This window comes from Massilia sp. CFBP 13721 (assembly GCF_014842025.1).
Taxonomy (GTDB): Bacteria; Pseudomonadota; Gammaproteobacteria; order Burkholderiales; family Burkholderiaceae_D; genus Telluria.
The window spans coordinates 83255-103565 of sequence record NZ_JACYUY010000005.1 but is presented as its reverse complement, the minus strand read 5'-3'; the positions used below and the strand labels follow the sequence as shown (position 1 = coordinate 103565).

16 protein-coding genes are annotated in these 20311 nt (G+C 65.3%); 8 read left to right on the top strand and 8 right to left on the bottom strand.

Annotated features, from left to right (window positions below; genetic code table 11):
* Positions 1 to 52: 52 nt before the first annotated feature.
* The 6 genes from IFT60_RS06480 to IFT60_RS06455 all read right to left on the bottom strand — a co-directional run bounded on the left by IFT60_RS06480 (position 53) and on the right by IFT60_RS06455 (position 7134).
* Positions 53 to 2359 (bottom strand): catecholate siderophore receptor Fiu, encoded by a 2307-nt coding sequence (locus tag IFT60_RS06480; RefSeq protein ID WP_192050746.1) that lies wholly within the window; start codon positions 2357 to 2359, stop codon positions 53 to 55.
* 337 nt (positions 2360 to 2696) lie between these two features.
* Entirely contained in the window at positions 2697 to 4034 is a 1338-nt protein-coding gene (locus IFT60_RS06475; protein ID WP_192050743.1) for a sulfite reductase subunit alpha, read from the bottom strand.
* On the bottom strand, positions 4031 to 5056 hold the full coding sequence (locus tag IFT60_RS06470; protein WP_229510717.1) for an FAD:protein FMN transferase: 1026 nt from the start codon (positions 5054 to 5056) through the stop codon (positions 4031 to 4033). Before IFT60_RS06470 ends, IFT60_RS06475 begins: the two co-directional genes overlap by 4 nt.
* 9 nt (positions 5057 to 5065) lie before the next feature.
* The gene (locus IFT60_RS06465) at positions 5066 to 5902 is read right to left on the bottom strand and encodes a DUF4198 domain-containing protein (RefSeq protein WP_192050741.1); all 837 of its coding nucleotides are present in this window, start codon (positions 5900 to 5902) and stop codon (positions 5066 to 5068) included.
* A 10-nt stretch (positions 5903 to 5912) separates the two neighbouring features.
* On the bottom strand, positions 5913 to 6425 hold the full coding sequence (locus IFT60_RS06460; RefSeq protein WP_192050739.1) for a DUF2271 domain-containing protein: 513 nt from the start codon (positions 6423 to 6425) through the stop codon (positions 5913 to 5915).
* Positions 6426 to 6465: 40 nt separating this feature from the next.
* Positions 6466 to 7134 (bottom strand): PepSY-associated TM helix domain-containing protein, encoded by a 669-nt coding sequence (locus IFT60_RS06455; protein ID WP_192050736.1) that lies wholly within the window; start codon positions 7132 to 7134, stop codon positions 6466 to 6468.
* Between the two features lie 290 nt (positions 7135 to 7424).
* On the opposite strand from IFT60_RS06455, the gene IFT60_RS06450 reads away from it, so the two are divergent.
* From IFT60_RS06450 to IFT60_RS06425, 6 genes are all read left to right on the top strand, one after another.
* Entirely contained in the window at positions 7425 to 10289 is a 2865-nt protein-coding gene (locus IFT60_RS06450) for a 2-oxoglutarate dehydrogenase E1 component (RefSeq protein WP_192050734.1), read from the top strand.
* A 76-nt stretch (positions 10290 to 10365) separates the two neighbouring features.
* A complete protein-coding gene (gene odhB, locus IFT60_RS06445; protein WP_192050732.1) occupies positions 10366 to 11637 on the top strand; it encodes a 2-oxoglutarate dehydrogenase complex dihydrolipoyllysine-residue succinyltransferase in 1272 nt (423 codons plus the stop codon).
* An 86-nt stretch (positions 11638 to 11723) separates the two neighbouring features.
* Positions 11724 to 12104 (top strand): PspC domain-containing protein, encoded by a 381-nt coding sequence (locus IFT60_RS06440; RefSeq protein WP_192051125.1) that lies wholly within the window; start codon positions 11724 to 11726, stop codon positions 12102 to 12104.
* Positions 12101 to 13534 carry a dihydrolipoyl dehydrogenase gene (gene lpdA, locus IFT60_RS06435; RefSeq protein ID WP_192050729.1) on the top strand — a complete coding sequence of 478 codons (1434 nt, stop codon included), beginning with the start codon at positions 12101 to 12103 and terminating at the stop codon, positions 13532 to 13534. The genes IFT60_RS06440 and lpdA overlap by 4 nt, the downstream gene beginning before the upstream one ends.
* Positions 13535 to 13666: 132 nt before the next feature.
* Complete coding sequence (zapE, locus tag IFT60_RS06430; RefSeq protein ID WP_192050727.1) at positions 13667 to 14764, top strand: cell division protein ZapE; 1098 nt, start codon at positions 13667 to 13669, stop codon at positions 14762 to 14764.
* A gap of 19 nt (positions 14765 to 14783) precedes the next feature.
* Entirely contained in the window at positions 14784 to 15458 is a 675-nt protein-coding gene (locus tag IFT60_RS06425; protein WP_192050725.1) for a hypothetical protein, read from the top strand.
* 93 nt (positions 15459 to 15551) lie between these two features.
* Here IFT60_RS06425 and IFT60_RS06420 read toward each other — a convergent pair whose 3' ends face one another.
* Positions 15552 to 16349: a PP2C family protein-serine/threonine phosphatase gene (locus IFT60_RS06420; protein WP_192050723.1), complete on the bottom strand. Its 798-nt coding sequence runs from the start codon at positions 16347 to 16349 to the stop codon at positions 15552 to 15554.
* Between the two features lie 281 nt (positions 16350 to 16630).
* On the opposite strand from IFT60_RS06420, the gene IFT60_RS06415 reads away from it, so the two are divergent.
* Both IFT60_RS06415 and yoaA read left to right on the top strand, forming a co-directional pair.
* Complete coding sequence (locus IFT60_RS06415; protein ID WP_056333185.1) at positions 16631 to 16831, top strand: YdcH family protein; 201 nt, start codon at positions 16631 to 16633, stop codon at positions 16829 to 16831.
* 40 nt (positions 16832 to 16871) lie between these two features.
* A complete protein-coding gene (gene yoaA, locus IFT60_RS06410; RefSeq protein WP_192050721.1) occupies positions 16872 to 18899 on the top strand; it encodes a DNA repair helicase YoaA in 2028 nt (675 codons plus the stop codon).
* A 275-nt stretch (positions 18900 to 19174) separates the two neighbouring features.
* Here the strand turns inward: yoaA and IFT60_RS06405 are convergent, their stop codons facing one another.
* Complete coding sequence (locus IFT60_RS06405) at positions 19175 to 20149, bottom strand: NADPH:quinone oxidoreductase family protein (protein WP_192050718.1); 975 nt, start codon at positions 20147 to 20149, stop codon at positions 19175 to 19177.
* Positions 20150 to 20311 lie beyond the last annotated feature (162 nt).

Below are 20311 nucleotides of genomic sequence, written 5' to 3'. Positions count from 1 at the left end.
GCGAGGGGCGCAAAATCTCAGGGAGGAGATAGGTTGAGAAACAGTGAAAAGTTTAGAAGCGCAGGTTGGCTGTCAGGCTGGCCGCGCGCGGCGTGCCGGGCGTGTAGCGGTAGCCGCTCTTGTTAATCGCCGCGACATAGCGCTCGTCGCCGACGTTGTAGACGTTCAGGCGCAGGTCGAGGTTCGGAGTGACTGCATACGAGGCCATCGCATCGAACACCCAGTACGAATCGGCATAGGCCGGGGTGCCGACGGCGCCGTCGGTACCGCGCAGCAGGCGGCCCGCATAGCGCGCGCCGCCGCCGACCTTCAGGCCGAAGGGCAGGTCGTACGAGGTCCACAGCGTGAACGAATTCTTCGGCGTGTAGGTCAGGGCGTTTTCGCCGCCGGCCGTGATCAAGCGGCCCGCTTCGACGCTGGTGTCCATGTACAGGTAGCCGGCGCTGACCAGCCAGTTGCGCGCCAGTTCGCCCACCACGCCCAGTTCCACACCCTGCACGCGCTTCTTGCCGGTCTGGTAGTACTGCAGGTCGACCGGGTCCTGTTCGACTTCGTTCTTCACCTCGGTGCGGAACAGGGCGGCCGACAGCGACAGCTTCTGCTTGAACAGGTCGAGCTTGGCGCCGATCTCGGTGCTGCGCGTTTCCTGCGGATCGTAGATCGGGTTCTGGGCGCTGTTGAGGTTACCCGACACGGTGAAGTTCGCGCCCGGGGGCTGCTTCGAGCTGGCCGCCATCGCATACACGCTGCTGTTGGCGGTCGGCTTGTAGAGCACCGACAGCTTGCCGTTGACGAGCGTGTCGCCGACCTTGAAGTGGGTCGGCGTGAGCGCGGTGGTGGCGTTGTTGACGATGGTTGCCGCCACCGCCGTGTAGTCGCCGCTGTAGTGGTCGGCGCGCACGCCGCCGTTGATGATCCACTTGTCGCCGATCTTGATGGTGTCGAAGACGTACAGGCTTTGCGTGTCGACCGTGGCGTCGTTGTAGGCGCCGCTGCGGCGCGGCGCCACGCCGACCGGCGCCGCGTTCGGGTCCGGGTTGTACAGGCTGGTGCGGCCGGCGACGCCGACGGTGCCCAGGCTCGCCGGGATGTACGAATAGCTTACCTGGCTTTCGCTGGTGAATTCGAGGCCGGTCACCAGCGTGTGCTGCAGCGCGCCGGTGCCGAACTGCGAAGTCAGCGCGGTCTGGTTGGTGAGGATCTTGTTGGACTGGTCCTTGATCGTGCGCGTATTGCGCACCAGGGTCCAGGCGCTCGGGTCGTTGATGGTGGCGGGCGTGGTGCCGATGTTCGCCGAGGTGCCCATGAAGGCGGTCAGCAGGTAGTCCTGGCTGGTGCGGCCGTAGCGCGCGATGTTGTGCAGCTTGAAGCCCGGCGCGAAGTCGTGCTCGACGCGCACGGTGGCCATGTCGGCCTTGATCTTGTCGTAGTCGGCGCTGGAACCATAGAAATTCTGCGGATCGACCATCGGCGCCGCGCTGATTTCGGGACGGGTGCGGTCCGGGCTGGTGTAGCCAGGCAGGCCGATGGTCGGCACGCCGCCGTCGGGGATGTTGTCCTGGTCGACGTGCAGGTAATCGAGCACCACGCGGGTCGGGCCGTTCAGGCCGAAGCCCAGGCTCGGCGCGATCGCCCAGCGCTTGTCGTTGACGACGTCGCGCGCGGCGTGGCCGGAATCCTGCGCCACCGCGTTCAGGCGCAGGGCGATGCCGCGTTCCTGGTTCAGTACCGTGTTGACGTCCGCCGTGAGGCGCTTCTGCTTGCCGCTGCCGACCGTGGCGGAGCCCGACAGCGCGTCGGTCATGTTGGCTTTTTTCGAGACCAGGTTGACCGAACCGGTCGGCGCGCCGCGGCCGTTGTCGGTACCGGCCGGACCTTTGACGACGTCGATCTGTTCCAGGTTGAAGACGTCGCGCGAGACGGAGCCGACGTCGCGCACGCCGTCGACAAAGATGCTGCCCGAGGTGTCGAAGCCGCGCATGAAGATGGCGTCGCCGGTATTCGTGTTGCCGTTCTCGCCGAGGAAGAAGGCGCCGACGCCGGGCGTGTTGCGCAGCGCTTCGGTCAGCGTCAGCGCGCCTTGCTGCTCGATCAGTTCCTTCTTGATGACCTGCACCGACTGCGCCGTATCGACCAGCTTTTCCGTGTACTTCGGCGAGGCCGCACGCTCGGCCTTGAAGTCGTTTTCGGTCTTGCCGACGACTTCGACCTTCGACACCGGCGCGCTGGCCGCGTCGTCGTGGACCTGCGGGGCGTCGGCGGCGCCGGCCGCCAGCGGCAGCAGCATCGTCGCCAGGGCGGCGCTTACGTGCTGGTTGAAACGGCTGGGGGCGTGCTTGCGGCTCTTGATCGGTTGCATGGTCTTCCTGTTTTCTCTCGTTTTGGAGGACGCCTGCGGAGGCGGGCGCTTCTTGTTTGGCTGACGAGCATTCTAGTGAAGATGTTAAGATATGTAAACGAGAATCGTTATCATTCGCGTTCTTGTTTCGTGAATTGTTGGGGCGACGCGGTCAACGGCCTTGCGGAGACGGTATGCGAAGGGATAAGCACGACCGCGCGGGCATGCCCGCCCTACGGTACACGACGGTTCCATGAACTTGCTACGGGTGGTGCACCGTAGGGCGGGCATGCCCGCGCGCCAGGCAGACGCGTACCCGCGGCGCGGCCGGCGCCTGTATGCGCTGGCAGGACGTCGATCAGTACACGTCGCGCCGATAGCGCCCCTGCACCGCCAGCGCATCGAGCGCCTCGGCTCCGAGCGCCGCGGCCAGCGCCTCGTGCACGCCGCTCGCCATCCCCTGCAGGCTGCCGCAGACATAGATCGCCGCCCCACGCGCGATCCACGCGCGCAGGGCGTCGCCGCGCTCGGCCAGCAGGTGCTGCACGTAGCGCGGTCCGTCATCATCGCGCGAAAAGGCGAGGTCGAGGTGGGTTAGGGCGCCGGCCTCGCGCCAGGCGTCGAGTTCGTCGCGCAGCAGGAAGTCATGGCGCACGTTGCGTTCGCCGAACACCAGCCAGTTGTCGTGCACCCCGGCGTCGATGCGTGCCTTGAGCAGGGCGCGCAGGCCGGCCAGACCCGTGCCGTTGCCGATCAGGAGCAAGGGGCGCGCGGCGTTCTCACCGAGGCGGAAGCGCGCGTGGGCGCGCACGCGCAGCGCGATGGTGGCGTCGAGGCCGGCGTCGAGGCAGAGCCAGCCGGAGGCGGCGCCGGCGCTGCCGTCGGCATGCTGCTGCAGGCGCACCAGCAGTTCGATGCGGCCTTCGCTTGGGACCGAGGCGATCGAGTATTCGCGCGGCTGCGCCGGGTCGGCCGGGGCGCAGACCTGTACCAGGTCGCCCGCTTCCCAGTCGGGCAGGGCGCCGGCGCGCGGCACCAGGGCGATGCGGTAGAGCGGGGCGCCGGCGCTGCCGGGATTGAGCCGGGTGCGCTCGAGGATGCGCCATTCGCCATAGGCCGGCGCTTCCCAGTCGGGCAGGTCGCTGGTGCCGGCCAGGTGGCTCAACTGGTGCTGCCAGACGGCGATCGCATCCGGATTGCCGCGGTCGACGTCGATGCGCTCGAACAGGGCGGTGGCGCCTTGTGCCCCCAGCCAGGCGTCGAGGGCGCGGCCAAAGCCGCAGTAGTTGGCGTAGCTGCTGTCGCCCAGCGCCAGCACGGCGTAGTGCAGGTGCGACAGGTCGGGGGCGCCCGCCATTGTCACGCCGGCGAAGCGCGCGGCGGTGTCGGGCGAGTCGCCCTCGCCATAGGTGCTGGCGATGAACAGGACGCGCGTGGCGCCGGCCAGCGTGGCGGCGTCCAGGTTCGACACGCACACGGCGCGCGCCGACAGGCCGCCGGTGGACAGGGTGGCGGCGGTCTGCTGCGCCAGGTAGTCGGCATTGCCGGTCTGGCTGGCGTAGACCACCAGCCAGTCAGCCGTGCCCGTCGGCGCCGCAGCCGCCGGTTTGCGCAGCATGGCCGCGCACAAACCGCCCCAGGCGGCGACCAGGGTGATGGCGCTGGCCCAGCGCGCGGGATCGATGGTGAGCATCATTGCAGCATGGCCTGGTAGGCCCTTGTCGTCAGTTCGTCGAGGCCGCCGCCGCGGCGCAGCAGCAGGCGCGCGGCGAGATCGCGTTCTTCGGCAAACGCCAGGCCCGCCTGCGCGCCGAGTACGGTAATGGTGGTGGACAGCGCATCGGCCGCCATGCAGCGCGCGTGCAGCACCGTGCAGGAAGCGACGTCGTTGGCGACCGGATAGCCGCTGCGCGGATCGAGCGTGTGCGAGGCGCGCAGCGCGCCGTGTTCACCGCCGTGTTCAAAAAAGCGCCGGTAGTCGCCGGAAGTGGCGACCGCCAGGCCGTGCAGGGCGGCTACTGTCGGCGCGCTGTCCAGGCCAGGCACGCCTTCGAGCGTGACCCACCAGGGCTGGCAGTCGGGTTTCATGCCGGCCCCGCGCAGCTCGCCGCCGATCTCGACCACGTAATGGCGCACGCCGTGCTGTTCCAGGCACCAGGCGAGGCGGTCGACGGCATAGCCTTTCGCGATGGACGAGAAGTCGAGCAGGGCGCCGCCGGGCTGCAGCAGGCGCGCGTTGGCACGGTCGAATTGGGGGTGCTGCGCGGCGCGCCGCGACACTACGGACTGCACGGCCGCAGGCGCCGGCGCATAGAACTCCGGCTGGTTGTAGCGCCGTTCGGGACCGAAACCCCACAGGTTCACTAAAGCGCCGGCGAAGGGATCGTAGGCGCCGCCACTGTCGGACGCCACTTGCAGCGCGTACTCCAGCACTTCCACGAAACGCGGCGGCAGGGCATGCCAGCTGCCGGCCGGCGCCCGGTTATAACGGCCAAGCACGGAATCCTGCTCCCAGTGGCTCATCTCGGCGACGATGCCGTCGAGTTCCAGCTGCATCTGCTGCCCGAGATGGCTGCTCACGCCGGGCGGCAACAGCAGGCGAGCCGACCAGCTTGTTCCCATGGTCGATCCGGACGCCTCGTGCAGCACGCTGCCGCCGGGGATGGCGACAGGGTCGATGGCGAGCGGGACGAGAACCGTGTTCTGGGAGGACGGCAAGGAAACCTCTTACTCCGGCAACGCTTCGAGCGTGGCGGTATAGGCGTAACGCTTGCTTTCCGCCGGCCCCGTGTCCGCTGCGCCCTTGCCCGGATTCGGCGGGTAGGCCGCGTTCATCCAGTACATGTTGGCGGCTGGCAGCTTGAAGCTGGCTTCGCCCTTGGCGTCCGTCGTCAGGCGGATTTCGCCGGCCACGCCGCGGTAGCGCACGCCGCCCGGTACCAGGCTGAAGGGCAGGTTCGGCAGCGGTTTGCCATCCAACAGGAAGCGTACGCGCATGGTTTCGTTGGCGCGCAGGTCGTTCGGGTGGGTCAGCGGCACCATTTCCAGGCCGGCGTTGGTCGGCTTGAGCGCGCCTTCGCTGGTCTTGTGGTTGGTGACGAAGGTTTCGATGCGCTGGTGGGTCAAGGTTTTGCGCACATCGGTCGCGCCGGCCGGCACCTGCTTGGCAAAATCCGCTTCGCTGCCGCGGAAGCGTTTCACTTCGTTGCCGAGCTTGTAGCTGCCCATCGCATTGTTGCTGACCAGGGCGATGCGGTAGGTGCCTTCCTGCGGCAGCGGCAGGTCGATCGAGGAGCGCATCTTGCCCATCACGGCGGCCGGGGCCGGCGCGGTGGAGCCGTCGGGGGCGGTGACGGTGACGCCGTCCATGCGCAGCGGCATGTGGTCGACGTCGAACAGGCCTTCCGAGACGGCGCCGTCGATCGTAACCCAGCCCTTGTCTTCGACGATGGTCGAGGTCGGCAGCATCCACGGACGGTGGGCGCTGGCCGCGCCGGCGGTGGCCGCCAGGATCAACACCAGGACGCCATGCTTAACGAATGAACTGCGGAAGGAGTTATGCATGATGGTTCCCTTATTGGATGTTGATGGAGACGGCGCCGAGCTCTTCCTTGCCGTTGGCGCTGGCAGCGACCTTGCCCTTGGCCGGCAGCGTGAACGGCACGCGCACCAGTTCGCGTCCGCCCGCTTCGCGCGCGGCTTCGACGACCAGCTTGTAGTCGCCGGCCGGCAGCTTGTCGATGCCGGTTCTGGCCGGGCCGAAGGTCAATGTATGGGTGCCGGCGGCGCGGGTGGCGCCGGAGACGCCGTCGATCGGCAATTGGGCTTCGCGGCCCGCTTTGCGCCACCAGGTGCGCATATCCTTCACCCATTTCTCGCCGGCGTTGTCCTTCTTCTTGACGTCGTACAGCACAGCCAGCGTGGAAGCGACGGCGCCGTCGCCCTTTTCGATCCACATCGCGACATACGGCTTGTGGTACTCGGCCACGTTCAGCTGCGGCAGTTCGAATTTCACCGACAGGTCGGCAGCCACGGCGCCGCCCGAGATCAAGGGCAGGGCAATGGCGAGCGAGGGAGACAGTTTCATGCAATGCCTTCTATATAGAGGTGGTAGACGAAAGATGGAATCAATGGATGAACAGCAGCGCCAGCACGGCCGGCAGCACGATGCCGAAGCCGATCACGGGCCAGGTCGACGGCCGGTTGGCGGCATGGATCTTCATGATCAGGAAACCGGTAATGCAAAAGACCAGGCAGGCGAATGCGAAGATGTCGATGAACCAGCTCCACGCCGGGCCGGTATTGCGGCCCTTGTGCAGATCGTTAAGCCAGGAAATGGCGCCGCGCGAGGTGACTTCGTATTCGGCGGTCCCTTCGAAACTGACGCGCAGCCAGGCGTCGCCGCCCGGACGCGGCAGGGCGATGTAGGCATCTTCCTCGCTCCATTCCGCCGAGCGCCCGCGCAGGTCGACCGGGAAGGCGCTGTTGGCCCATTCGGCCAGCTGTTGCGGCACCGGCGCCTCGGCGTCGACGTGCTGTTCGGCATAGCTGCGCAGGGCGGGCAGCAGCACCGCCGGCACCGTCGCCTTGCTGCGCGTGACCTCGGGCTTGGCTTCGATTTGCGCCGCATGGTTCAGCGTAAAACCGGTAATGCTAAAAAGCAACATCGTCATCAGGCAGATCGCCGAACTGATCCAGTGCCACTGGTGCAGCGTCCTCAGCCACAGCGAACGCCGCGCACCGGGCAGGGCGGCGGGCGCAGACGGGGCGGAGCGCGGCGGGTTCTGGACAGACATGCAAGATTCCTGTTGAGTACACAACGCAAATGATAACTATTATCATTTAGGTGGTCAACAAAATTCAGTCCGCGCCTTATGCACACCGCTTGTTGCGTTACAATAGCCCCCGCTATTGTGGTAGGTCAGGTGACTTGCCCAATATCATGGGGTGGCGAGAAACTCCTATCCCATCTGTCCTTCCCCCACAACTTGATGTCTAGTTGCAATCCGCTAACCGGTCAGGCCGTGTCGCGGAAGGTTAGATTAACCCGCCAAACTCGCGAAGCGCGAAGAAAAGGTGAGCAAGAATGATGCAACAACAATTTGCAAACTCGTACCTGTTCGGCGGTAATGCGCCGTACGTGGAAGAGTTGTACGAAGCCTACCTGAACAACCCAGGATCGGTGCCGGAGAACTGGCGTGCCTATTTCGACAGCATGCAGAACGTGCCTGCCGTCGACGGCAGCTCGCGTCCCGACGTGATCCACTCCTCGGTCATCGCCTCGTTCGCCGAGCGCGCCAAGCAGGGCCCGATCCGCACCGTGACCGCCAGCGCCGGCGAAGCCGACCCGGAAATGGCACGCAAGCGCGTCGCCGTGACCCAGCTGGTCGCCGCCTATCGCTACCTCGGTTCGCGCTGGGCCAACCTGGACCCGCTGCAGCGCCAGGAACGTCCGCCGATTCCCGAGCTCGATCCGTCGTTCTACGGCTTCACCGACGCCGACCTCGACACCAAATTCAACATCAGCAACACCTATTTCGGCGGCGAGAGCGCATCCCTGCGCGACCTGCTGCAAATGCTGCGCGACACCTACACCCGCTCGATCGGTGCGGAGTTCATGTACGTCAGCGACCCGACCGAAAAACGCTGGATCCAGGAACGCCTGGAATCGATCCGCTCCACGCCGACCTTCTCGGCCGAGAAGAAGCGCCACATCCTCGAGCGCCTGACGGCTGCCGAAGGCCTGGAACGCTACCTCCACACCAAATACGTCGGCGCCAAGCGCTTCTCGCTCGAAGGCGGCGAGTCGTTCATCGCCTCGATGGACGAAACCATCCAGCGCGCCGGTGAAAAAGGCGTGCAGGAAATCGTCATCGGCATGGCCCACCGCGGCCGCCTGAACGTGCTGGTCAACACCCTCGGCAAGGCGCCGTCGGAACTGTTCGAAGAATTCGAAGGCAAGCACGCCGACGACCTGCCGTCGGGCGACGTCAAGTACCACCAGGGCTTCTCGAGCGACGTCTCGACCCCGGGCGGCCCGGTCCACCTGTCGCTGGCCTTCAACCCTTCCCACCTGGAAATCGTCAACCCGGTCGTCGAGGGTTCGGTCAAGGCGCGCATGGAACGCCGCGGCGACCGCAAGGGCAAGGAAGTGCTGCCGATCCTGGTGCACGGCGACGCCGCATTCGCCGGTCAGGGCGTGGTCATGGAAACCCTGAACCTGGCGCAGACCCGCGGCTACGGCACGGGCGGCACGGTCCACATCGTCATCAACAACCAGATCGGCTTCACCACCTCCGACCCGCGCGACGCCCGGTCGACGCTGTACTGCTCGGACGTGGTCAAGATGATCGAAGCGCCGGTGCTGCACGTGAACGCCGACGATCCTGAAGCTGTTGTTCTTGCTACGCAAATTGCACTCGACTACCGTGTCGAGTTCGGCAAGGACGTCGTGGTCGACATCATCTGCTACCGCAAACTGGGCCACAACGAGCAGGACACGCCTGCGCTGACCCAGCCGCTGATGTACAAGAAGATCGCCAAGCACCCGGGCACCCGCAAGCTGTACGCGGAAAAGCTGGCCACCCAAGGCACCATCGCCGCCGACGAAGGCGACAAGCTGGTCGCCGCCTTCCGCGACGCGATGGACGCCGGCAAGCACACGGTCGATCCGGTGCTGACCAACTTCAAGAACCAGTTCGCCGTCGACTGGGCGCCGTTCCTGAACAAGAAGTGGACCGACGCGGCCGATACCGCCGTGCCGCTGACCGAACTGAAGCGCCTGGCCGAACGCATCACCAAGGTGCCGGAAGGCTTCAAGCCGCACTCGCTGGTCGACAAGGTACTGACCGACCGCGCCACCATGGGCCGCGGCGAAATGAACCTCGACTGGGGCATGGGCGAACACCTGGCCTATGCGTCGCTGCTGTCGTCGGGCTATGCGATCCGCCTGTCGGGCCAGGACGCCGGCCGCGGCACCTTCGTGCACCGCCACGCCGTGCTGCACGACCAGAACCGCGAACGCTGGGACCAGGGCATCTACCTGCCGCTGGCCAACGTGTCGGACAACCAGGCGCAGTTCACCGTGATCGACTCGGTGCTGTCGGAAGAAGCGGTGCTCGGCTTCGAGTACGGCTACTCGACCGCGGAACCGAACACGCTGACGATCTGGGAAGCCCAGTTCGGCGACTTCGTCAACGGCGCGCAAGTCGTGATCGACCAGTTCATCGCCTCGGGCGAAGTGAAGTGGGGCCGCGCTTCGGGCCTGGTCATGATGCTGCCGCACGGCTACGAAGGCCAGGGTCCGGAACACTCGTCGGGCCGTATCGAGCGCTTCCTGCAGCTGTGCGCGGACAACAACATGCAAGTCGTGCAGCCGACCACCGCTGCCCAGATCTTCCACCTGCTGCGCCGCCAGATGGTGCGCCAGTTCCGCAAGCCTTTGGTCATCTTCACGCCGAAGTCGCTGCTGCGTAACAAGGACGCCGGCTCGCCGCTGACCGACCTGGCCAAGGGCGCCTTCCAGACCGTGATCGGCGAGTGCGACGACAAGATCGAAGCGTCGAAGGTCAAGCGCGTGATCGTCTGCTCGGGCAAGGTGTATTTCGACCTGGTCAACGCACGCAAGACGCGCGGTGTGTCCGATGTCGCGATTATCCGCATGGAACAGATGTACCCGTTCCCGCACAAGTCGTTCGCCGCCGAACTCAAGAAATTCAGCAACGCGACCGAAGTCGTGTGGGCACAGGACGAGCCGCAAAACCAGGGTCCGTGGTTCCAGATCCAGCACAATATCTTCGAAAACATGGACGAAGGTCAGCGCCTGGCATATGCCGGCCGTCCGGCCTCGGCGGCTCCGGCTGTCGGCTACTCGGACAAGCACGTGGCGCAGCAGAAGGAATTGCTCGACACGGCGTTCTCGAAGCTCAAGGGCTTCATCCTGACTAAGTAATATCGTCACGCCCGACCAGCCTGCGCGCCGGTCGGGCGTTTTTCGAAGAACACAGAATAATTTAACGGAGTTTTACATGGCACAAATCGAAGTCAAGGTCCCGCAACTGTCGGAATCGGTCGCTGAAGCAACCCTGCTGTCCTGGCACAAGAAGGTCGGCGAGCCGATCGGTCGCGACGAAAACATGATCGACATCGAAACCGACAAGGTGGTCCTTGAACTGCCGGCGCCAAGCGCAGGCGTGATCGTGCAACTGCTGAAGGCCGATGGCGCCACCGTCGTTGCCGGCGAAGTCATCGCCATCATCGATACCGAAGCTTCGGCACAGACCAGCCCGCTGGCAGTCAAGGCGATCCCGTCGGCCGCACCGAACGCACCGATCGAAACCGCTGCCGCTCCTGCTGCACCAGCTGCCGCCACCGGTGGCTCGATGTCCGGCGTCGCCATGCCTGCCGCCGCCAAGATCCTGGCCGACAACAGCATGAGCCCAGCCGGCATCGACGGCTCGGGCCGCGATGGCCGCGTCACCAAGGGCGACGCCCTGAACGCGGTTGCCAACAAGCCAGCCGCTGCACCAGCGCCTGCACCAGCTGCCGCTGCCAAGCCAGCGCTGCAGCAAGTGGCCGCACCGGTCGCGCAACTGGGCGACCGTCCGGAAGAGCGCGTGCCGATGAGCCGCCTGCGCGCCCGTATCGCCGAGCGCCTGCTGCAATCGCAGTCGACCAACGCCATCCTGACCACGTTCAACGAAGTCAACATGGCGCCGGTGATGGACCTGCGCGCCAAGTACAAGGACAAGTTCGAGAAAGAGCACGGCGTCAAGCTGGGCTTCATGTCCTTCTTCGTCAAGGCCGCCGTTGCCGCACTGAAGAAGTACCCGATCCTGAACGCCTCGGTCGACGGTAACGACATCGTCTACCACGGCTACTTCGACATCGGTATCGCCGTCGGTTCGCCGCGCGGCCTGGTGGTGCCGATCCTGCGCAACGCCGACCAGATGTCGATCGCCGAGATCGAGAAGAAGATCGGCGAATTCGGCCAGAAGGCAAAAGAAGGCAAGCTGACCCTGGAAGACCTGTCGGGCGGTACCTTCTCGATCTCGAACGGCGGCACCTTCGGTTCGATGCTGTCGACCCCGATCATCAACCCGCCACAGTCGGCCATCCTGGGCGTGCACGCAACGAAAGACCGCGCCGTCGTCGAAAACGGCCAGATCGTCATCCGTCCGATGAACTACCTGGCGATGTCGTACGACCACCGCATCATCGACGGCCGCGAAGCCGTGCTGGGCCTGGTCGCCATGAAGGATGCGCTGGAAGATCCGGCACGCCTGCTGCTGGACCTGTAAATCACTTGTAATTTCCGTTGTAGAAGTCATGTCAGGAAGTGGACGCGCCCGATTCGCGGCGCGTCCACTTAACATTGGGAGCACCCATCATGATCTCCGATGAAATCCGGCGTTTGCACGAACTGCACCAGGCCGGTGCATTGACCACCGACGAGTTCGAACGCGCCAAGGCGAAAGTCCTGGCGGGGGCGAGTCCCGACGAGCGCGTCAACCTGAACAAGGATGGCAGTGGCTATGGCTTCACTGCCCGCAACGGCGCCGGCGACTTTTCTTCCCTGCGCCGTTCGCGCACCGACCGCTGGCTCGGCGGCGTGTGCGGCGGCCTCGCCGGCACCCTGGGCCTGGACGCCTGGATCTGGCGCCTGCTCTTTGCCGTGTTCACCATCCTCACCTCCGGCTTCGGAGCGCTGGTGTATCTCCTGATGTGGATTTTTGTCCCAGAAGAACAATTAAGGAATCATTCATGAGTAACGAAAAACAATTCGACGTCGTCGTCATCGGTGGCGGTCCTGGCGGCTACATCGCCGCGATCCGCGCGGCCCAGCTGGGTTTCAAGGTTGCCTGTATCGACGAGTGGAGCAACGCGGCCGGTAAACCTGCCCCAGGCGGCACCTGCACCAACGTCGGCTGCATCCCGTCGAAAGCGCTGCTGCAGTCGTCGGAACACTTCGAGCACGCCGGCCACGCCTTTGCCGAGCACGGCATCAACGTGTCGGGCCTGGAACTGAACCTGCCGCAAATGCTCAAGCGTAAGGATTCGGTCGTCAAGGCGAACAACGACGGCATCCTGTACCTGTTCAAGAAGAACAAGGTGTCCTTCTTCCACGGCCGCGGCGCGTTCGCCGGCACTGCGGAAGGCGGCTACACCATCAACGTCAGCGGCCCGACCACCGACACGCTGACCGCCAAGAACGTCGTCGTCGCGACCGGTTCCAACGCACGCCAGCTGCCGGGCGCGGAATTCGACGAGAAACTGATCCTGTCGAACACCGGCGCACTGGCGATCGACGCCGTGCCGGGCAAGCTCGGCGTGATCGGCGCCGGCGTCATCGGCCTGGAAATGGGTTCGGTGTGGCGCCGCGTCGGTGCCGACGTCACCGTGCTGGAAGGCTTGCCGACCTTCCTCGGCGCTGTCGACGAGCAGATCGCCAAGGAAGCCCATAAACTGTTCGTCAAGCAGGGCCTCAAGATCAACCTGGGATGCAAGATCGGCGCGATCACCAAGGGCGAGAACGACGTCACCGTCGCCTACGCCGACAGCACCGGCGCCGAGCAGACCGCCACCTTCGACCGCCTGATCATCTCGATCGGCCGCGTGCCGAACACCATCGGCCTGAACGGCGAATCCGTCGGCCTGCCGCTGGACGAGCGCGGCTTCATCATCGTCGACGACGAATGCCGCACCAGCCTGCCGGGCGTGTGGGCGGTCGGCGACGTCGTGCGCGGCCCGATGCTGGCGCACAAGGCCGAGGAAGAGGGCGTTGCCGTTGCCGAGCGTATCGCCGGCCAGCATGGCCACGTCAACTTCAACACGATTCCATGGGTGATCTATACCTCGCCGGAAATCGCATGGGTCGGCAAGACCGAGCAACAACTGAAAGCCGAAGGCGTCGCGTACAAGGCCGGCACCTTCCCGTTCCTCGCCAACGGCCGCGCACGCGCGCTGGGCGACACCTCGGGCATGGTGAAATTCCTGGCCGACGCGACCACGGACGAAATCCTGGGCGTGCACATCGTCGGTCCGGTCGCGTCGGAACTGATCTCGGAAGCCGTCGTCGCGATGGAATTCAAGGCCTCGTCGGAAGACATCGCCCGTATCTGCCACGCGCACCCGTCGCTGTCGGAAGCCGTGAAGGAAGCGGCGCTGGCGGTCGACAAGCGTTCGCTGAATTTCTAAGCAATACCGTAGGGTGGGCACTTGTGCCCACGCGGTGATACGTACCGGCTCCGTGATCGTGTTCGACGATCTCGCCGTCACGTATCACCGCGTGGGCATGAATGCCCACCCTACGTTTTACGACTGCGTCAAATGAACGTCCAAGAGTACTACCAGCACGCCCTCACCGAGCGCGGCTTCACTTCCGACCCCGCCCAGCAGGCCGCGGTCGACCGCCTCCAGCAGGCGTACGACGACTGGGTCCAGTACAAGGCCCAGCGGTCGTCCGCTTTCAAGCGCCTCCTCAACCGTCCCGACGTGCCGAAGGGCGTCTACATGTGGGGCGGGGTAGGGCGCGGCAAGTCCTTCCTGATGGACTCCTTCTATTCCGTGGTCCCGGTGGTGCGCAAGACGCGCCTGCACTTCCACGAATTCATGCGCGCCGTCCACGGCCAACTGGATGAACTGAAGGGCGTGGCCGACCCGCTCGACGAAGTCGCCAAGCGCATCGCCAGGAAGTATCGCCTGATCTGCTTCGACGAATTCCACGTCTCCGACATCGCCGACGCGATGATCCTGTACAACCTGCTCTCCGCCCTGTTCAACAACGGCGTCAGCTTCGTCATGACCTCGAACTACGAGCCGTCGACGCTGTATCCGGACGGACTGCACCGCGACCGCATGCTGCCGACGATCGCGCTGCTGAAGGACAAGCTCGACATCCTCAACGTCGACGCCGGCAACGACTACCGCAAGCGCGCGATGGAGCAGGTGCAGGCGTATTACACGCCGCTGAACGCCACGTCGGACCGCATGCTGCGCGAAGCGTATGCCAAGGTCGCCGACACCGCCGACGAAAGCCCGATCGTGCACATCGAGAATCGCGAGATCCGCGCGCTGCGCCATGCGGGCGGCGTGATCTGGTTCGATTTCGCCACGCTCTGCGGCGGTCCGCGCTCGCAAAACGATTACCTGGAACTGGCCACGCGCTTCCACACCGTGATCCTGTCCGGCATCCCGGCCATGTCGGCCGGGCAGTCGTCGGAAGCGCGCCGCTTCACCTGGCTGATCGACGTGTTCTACGACCACAAGGTCAAGCTGATCATGTCGGCGGCGGTCGAGCCGGAGGAACTCTACACGCAGGGTATGCTGGCGAACGAATTCCACCGGACCGTCTCGCGTATCATCGAGATGCAGTCGCGCGAATACATGCTGGCCGAACGGCGCGGCGCCGCCGATGCCATTGCCTAGAAAAACAAGAAGGAGCAAGATGATACGAGCACAACGCATGTTGCGCCATGGCGGCGCATTCCTGGTGGCAGCCTTGTTGGCCGCCTGCGGCACCCAGCGTCCCGCCGCCGTCAGCACGCCCCCTGCGCCGACCACTTCTGTGGCCCAGGCCAACACACGCCTGGCCGACGTGGCCGCCGAGCGCGCCGCGATCGAGGCGCGCCATGCCGAACGGGAAATCGTCTGTTACGAGAAATTCTTCGTCAACAACTGCCTCGAAGAAGCCAAGGAACGGCGCCGCAGCGCGCTCGCTGCCCAGCGCGCGATCGAAATCGAAGCCGAATATTTCCTGCGCAAGAACAAGGTCGACGAGCGCGACAAGGCGATGGCCGAAGCCGAGGCCCGGTTCCAGGCCGAGGAAGCCGCAGCAGCCGCCCAGCCGGCCGCGCCACCAAAGACGATCAGCCCGGTGCCGTCGCCACGTCCCTCGTCGGTGCCCGGCCGCATTGCCAAACGCAATGCGCGCGCCGCCCAGGAAGCGGCGGCGGAACCGGCCAACGCCGCCGCCCGCGCCGCGAATGCCGCCGCGTTCGAGGAGCGCCGCCGTAAATCCGAGGAGCGCCAGCGCGAAGTCGCCCAGCGCAAGGCCGAACGCGCCGCCAAACGCGCCGCGCAACAGGCCGAGAAAGACAAAGCCGCCGCGCCAGCCCGCTAACTGTAGCCATGTCTGCGGCAGTGGCGCACCGTAGGGTGGGCTCTTGAGCCCACGCGGTCGAACGCCTGCATATTCAGTGCGCGTCAACTACTGTCAACTTCGACTTGGCGTCACTCCAAACACTCCTGCGCCCTCCGGCAACGCCTTTACCAACTTTACGATCACCATCGAGCAATTCCCCCCCTTGCCCTGGGACCGCTCCGCCGCTTTGCTGATCAACATCTCCGACGCCTGGCGCGGCGTCGACCTTGTCAGCGCCGCCCCCAGCTCCGCATCGGTAAAGAAATGCCACAGCCCGTCCGAGCAGAGCAGGAACTGGTCGCCCGGCGCCATCCCCATCTGCCAGCCGACTGTCACGAACGGTTCCTTGCGGCTGTTGCCCAGCACATTGAGCAGCATTTTCGAGCGGCGGTGGTTGCGCGCGGCTTCGGGCGGCAGCTTGTCCGCCACCAGCTGTTCGATATAAGCGGCATCGTCGGTGCGCAGCACCGGTTCGCCGTTCTCGAAGCGGTACAGGCGCGAATCGCCCACGTGGGCCCAGACCGCTTCGCCGTGCGGCGAGATCAGCAGGCCGACAAAGCTGGCATGCGCTTCCTCGCCGGTGGTGACCGCGTTCATCTTGATGACGAGGTGGGTTTCCTGGACGATATCGCGCAGCAACTGGGCCAGGCGTTCCGGGTTCGGCGTGTCGCCCGGCTTGAAGCTGTCGAACACTTGCTTGGCCGTATGCAGCACCTGGTCGGCGCCGGCCGGGCCGTTCAAGCCGTCGGACAGCACGGCCAGTACGTGGCCCGGGGCCCTGGCGCCGGTCAGCAGGGCGACCCGGTCGTTTTGCCGCGGACGGTTACCGATGTGTTGCGCGGTTCCCGCTTCGATCTTGAAGAGATTCATAAACTTTGATGCTTTCCGTGGCTTGGGAGCCGATCTTTGTTGGCGGCAACCTCTTGGTAGATTAAACTATGCACCGAGAAGCCCCAGAGTTGCAAGCCATTAGCAGAGCGCCTGAAAAAACCTCATGGCTGCGTTGCGTCGTCTCGCCGTACTAATGTACTGTCTTCGACTCCGCGCCTTGCCCTGAGGCTTTTTCAGGTGCTCTTATACGGTACAGCGCCTTGCCGCCGTGCCGCCCCCGCCCGCCCTCGTTGTTGAAAAATTCGTTTGGAACCGCCATCATGACCGATGTCCAAGACATCCAGCGCCGCATTATTGAACTCGACGTCGAGCACCGCGACCTGGACGCAGTCATTGCCATGTTGACCGCGGACGGCCATGCCGACCAGCTCCAGCTGCGCCGCCTGAAAAAGCGTAAACTGCAGCTGAAAGACCATATCACCCTGCTGAAAATGCAACTCGTGCCGGACGTGCCGGCCTGATTGCTGTTCGGCCCGCATTCAAGCGCACCATCATTCCATTTTGACAGATCATCTTCCCGTGCCCGGCGCCGCCGGCGCCGACATTCCTGCCGACCACCCGCCGCAAGAGCCAGCCGGCAAGTACGATGCCGAGCTCGACCGCCTGTTCGGGGTCGGCGGCCCGCTTGCGCCCGCCGTCGGCACCTTCAAACCGCGTACCTCGCAGACCGAGATGGCGAAAGCCATCGCCACCGCGATCGATGGCCAGAAAGTGCTCATGGCCGAGGCCGGCACCGGCACCGGCAAGACCTTCGCGTATCTCGTTCCGGCACTGCTGTGGGGCGGCAAGACCATCGTCTCGACCGGGACCAAGAACTTGCAGGACCAGTTGTTCCTGCGCGATATACCGACCATCCGGCAAGCCCTGAAGGCGCCGGTGTCGGTGGCCCTGCTCAAGGGCCGCTCGAACTACGTCTGCCACTTCCATCTCGAGCGCACGCTGCAGAACGGCCGCCTGACCTCGCGCGACGACGTCGGCCACCTGCGCGAAATCTCGCGCTTCATCAAGATGACCAGTTCCGGCGACAAGGCCGAACTGGCCAAGGTGCCCGAAACCGCCTCGGTCTGGAACCTGGTGACGTCCACGCGCGACACCTGCATGGGCGCCGAGTGCCAGTACTACCAGGATTGCTTCGTCATGAAGGCGCGGCGCGAGGCCCAGCAGGCCGACGTGGTCGTGGTCAACCACCACCTGTTCTTCGCCGACGTGGCTTTAAAAGATACCGGCGTGGCCGAGCTGCTGCCCTCGGCCAACACCGTCATCTTCGACGAGGCGCACCAGCTGCCCGACACCGCGACCCTGTTCTTCGGCCAGTCGGTGTCGACCTCGCAGGTACTGGAACTGTGCCGCGACGTTCTCGCCGAGGGCCTGGCCCATGCGCGCGGCCCCGATTGGGCCAAGACCGTGACCGTGGTCGAAAAGGCGGCGCGCGACCTGCGCCTGACCTTCCCGGAAGGCGGCACCCGCATGTCGCTGCCGCAAGTGCCCCCGACCTCCGCCTTTTTCCCGGCGCTGCAGACGCTGAAGGACGAGCTCGATGGCCTGATCGACGTGCTCGAAGAGCAGGCCCAGCGGGCCGAAACGCTGGAAGCGTGCCGCGTGCGCGCCGTCGAGCTGAAGGCATCCTACGATGCCTGGAAGGCCGATCCGAAGGCCAAGGTGCTCGAGGGCGAAGCGGCCGTGCTGTGGGTGGAGGCCTTTGCTTCCTCGCTGCAGCTGCACAAGACGCCGCTGTCGATCGCGCCGATCTTTCAGAACCAGCGCGAAGGCACGCCGCGCACCTGGATTTTCACTTCGGCGACGCTGGCGGTGAAGAACGATTTCAAGCATTTCGCCGACCAGATGGGCCTGACCGGCGAACCGGCGCTGACCTGGCCGAGCCCCTTCAATTATGGCGAGCAGGGCGTGCTGTACGTGCCGACCGGGATGCCGGAGCCGAACTCGATGGGCTATACCGACGCCGTGGTCGACACCGCGCTGCCGGTGATCGAGGCGGCCGGCGGGCGCACCTTCTTCCTGTGCACGACGATCCGCGCCGTGAACCGCGTCGCCGAGCGACTGCGCACGGAATTCGCCGAGCGCGGGCTGGATTTCCCGCTGTTCGTGCAGGGTGAGCGCGGCCGTACCGAACTGCTCGATTCGTTCCGGAGCGCCGGCAACGCCGTGCTGGTGGGCAGCCAGAGTTTCTGGGAAGGCGTGGACGTGCGCGGCGACGCGCTCTCGCTCGTCATCATCGACAAATTGCCGTTTGCCCCGCCGGACGACCCGGTGCTGGCGGCGCGCATCGAGGTGATGGAAAAGCAGGGCATGAACGGCTTCATGCACCACCAGCTGCCGGAAGCGATCATCACCCTGAAGCAGGGCGCGGGGCGCTTGATTCGCGACGTCGACGACCGTGGTGTGCTGATGATTTGCGATCCGCGTTTGATCAGCAAGCCGTATGGGCGGCGGATCTGGCAGAGCTTGCCGCCGTTCAAGCGTACGCGCGTGCAGGAAGAGGTCATCGCCTTCTTCAAGCCCGTGGAATAGACCTGTAGGGTGGGCGGGTCTCCCGCCCACGCGGTGATAGTTATCGTCCGCACGATCATGCTGGCAGATCTTGCTGATGCTTTTGTAGGGTGGGCGCCCCGTGCCCACGCGGACCTTCGCACCGTGTTGGCCTTCAAATGCGGCCAACACAACGCAAGCATCTGCGTGGGCACGGGGCGCCCACCCTACGAAATCGGCCAGATTCCACCAACACGGCCAGGCGTGCGTGAGCGATCACCGCTTGGACAGCGGAGCCGTCCACCCTACGGCAAGCGTCAAGGCACGATCACAACCTTGCCCGTCACCTTGCGCGCGGCCATGTCATTCAAGGCTTGCGCCGTCTCCGCCAGCGCATAGCGCTTCGACACCAGCGGCTTGAGTTTGCCCTCGGCCATCCAGCCCAGCATCTCGCGCATCGCGGCCAGGTTGGCCTGCGGTTCGCGCCGGGCGAAATCGCCCCAGAACACGCCCACCACCGAGGCGCTTTTCAGCAGCATCAGGTTCCAGGGCAGCTTCGGAATGTCACCGGCCGCAAAGCCGACCACCAGGTGGCGGCCACGGTAGGCGATCGAACGCAGCGCCGGTTCGCTGTAGGGACCGCCGACCGGATCGTAGATCACGTCCGGACCCTTGCCGCCGGTTGCCGCTTTCAGCGCCTCGCGCAAGTCTTCCTGCGTATAGTCGATCAGCACGTCGGCGCCGTGTTCGCGGCATACCGCCAGCTTGTCGGCGCTCGAGGCCGCCGCGATCACGCGCGCGCCCAGCGCCTTGCCGATCTCGATCGCCGCCAGTCCGACGCCGCCGGCCGCGCCCAGCACCAGCATCGTCTCGCCAGCCTTTAGTTGACCGCGGTCGACCACCGCATGGTGCGAAGTGCCGTAAGTGAGGGTGATCGCGGCGGCGGTGTCGAAATCCATCCCGGGCGGCATCGGCATCAGCACCGTGGCGGGCGCCAGCGCCTGTTCGGCGAAGGCGCCGGTCTGGGTGAAGCCGATCACGCGGTCGCCCACCGCGAAGCCGCGCACGTCGTCGCCGACGGCGCGTACGACGCCGGCGAACTCGTTGCCCGGCGTGAAGGGCAGGGGCGGCTTGACCTGGTACTTGCCCTGCACCGTCAGCACATCGGGGAAATTCACCCCGGCCGCGCGCACGTCGACGGCCACCTGGCCGGGGCCGGGCACGAGGTCGGGCAGGTCTTGCAGTTCGAGACTATCGGCCGGACCCCAGTCCTTGCAGACGATCGCTTTCATGGCATCTCCTCTTGTTGGTGTTTAATTGTTGCGTTCGATTATGCCTTATGAAATGGCGGTGCTGCCGGCGGCCTCGCGAGGCGGACCCGAGGCTGGCGCGTTTGTGCGCCCGCAAAATGACGAGGGAACGCGCCGCTAGAGTGATGGATGCGTCTGCGGGCC

Excerpts from the sequence above, each read along its gene's own strand:
- IFT60_RS06465 (WP_192050741.1), bottom strand. The coding sequence starts at position 5,902 with ATGCATAACTCCTTCCGCAGTTCATTCGTTAAGCATGGCGTCCTGGTG.
- IFT60_RS06480 (WP_192050746.1), bottom strand. The coding sequence starts at position 2,359 with ATGCAACCGATCAAGAGCCGCAAGCACGCCCCCAGCCGTTTCAACCAG.
- IFT60_RS06425 (WP_192050725.1), top strand. The coding sequence starts at position 14,784 with ATGATACGAGCACAACGCATGTTGCGCCATGGCGGCGCATTCCTGGTG.
- IFT60_RS06460 (WP_192050739.1), bottom strand. The coding sequence starts at position 6,425 with ATGAAACTGTCTCCCTCGCTCGCCATTGCCCTGCCCTTGATCTCGGGC.
- lpdA (WP_192050729.1), top strand. The coding sequence starts at position 12,101 with ATGAGTAACGAAAAACAATTCGACGTCGTCGTCATCGGTGGCGGTCCT.
- IFT60_RS06475 (WP_192050743.1), bottom strand. The coding sequence starts at position 4,034 with ATGATGCTCACCATCGATCCCGCGCGCTGGGCCAGCGCCATCACCCTG.
- IFT60_RS06415 (WP_056333185.1), top strand. The coding sequence starts at position 16,631 with ATGACCGATGTCCAAGACATCCAGCGCCGCATTATTGAACTCGACGTC.
- IFT60_RS06420 (WP_192050723.1), bottom strand. The coding sequence starts at position 16,349 with ATGAATCTCTTCAAGATCGAAGCGGGAACCGCGCAACACATCGGTAAC.
- odhB (WP_192050732.1), top strand. The coding sequence starts at position 10,366 with ATGGCACAAATCGAAGTCAAGGTCCCGCAACTGTCGGAATCGGTCGCT.
- IFT60_RS06450 (WP_192050734.1), top strand. The coding sequence starts at position 7,425 with ATGATGCAACAACAATTTGCAAACTCGTACCTGTTCGGCGGTAATGCG.
- IFT60_RS06455 (WP_192050736.1), bottom strand. The coding sequence starts at position 7,134 with ATGTCTGTCCAGAACCCGCCGCGCTCCGCCCCGTCTGCGCCCGCCGCC.
- IFT60_RS06405 (WP_192050718.1), bottom strand. The coding sequence starts at position 20,149 with ATGAAAGCGATCGTCTGCAAGGACTGGGGTCCGGCCGATAGTCTCGAA.
- zapE (WP_192050727.1), top strand. The coding sequence starts at position 13,667 with ATGAACGTCCAAGAGTACTACCAGCACGCCCTCACCGAGCGCGGCTTC.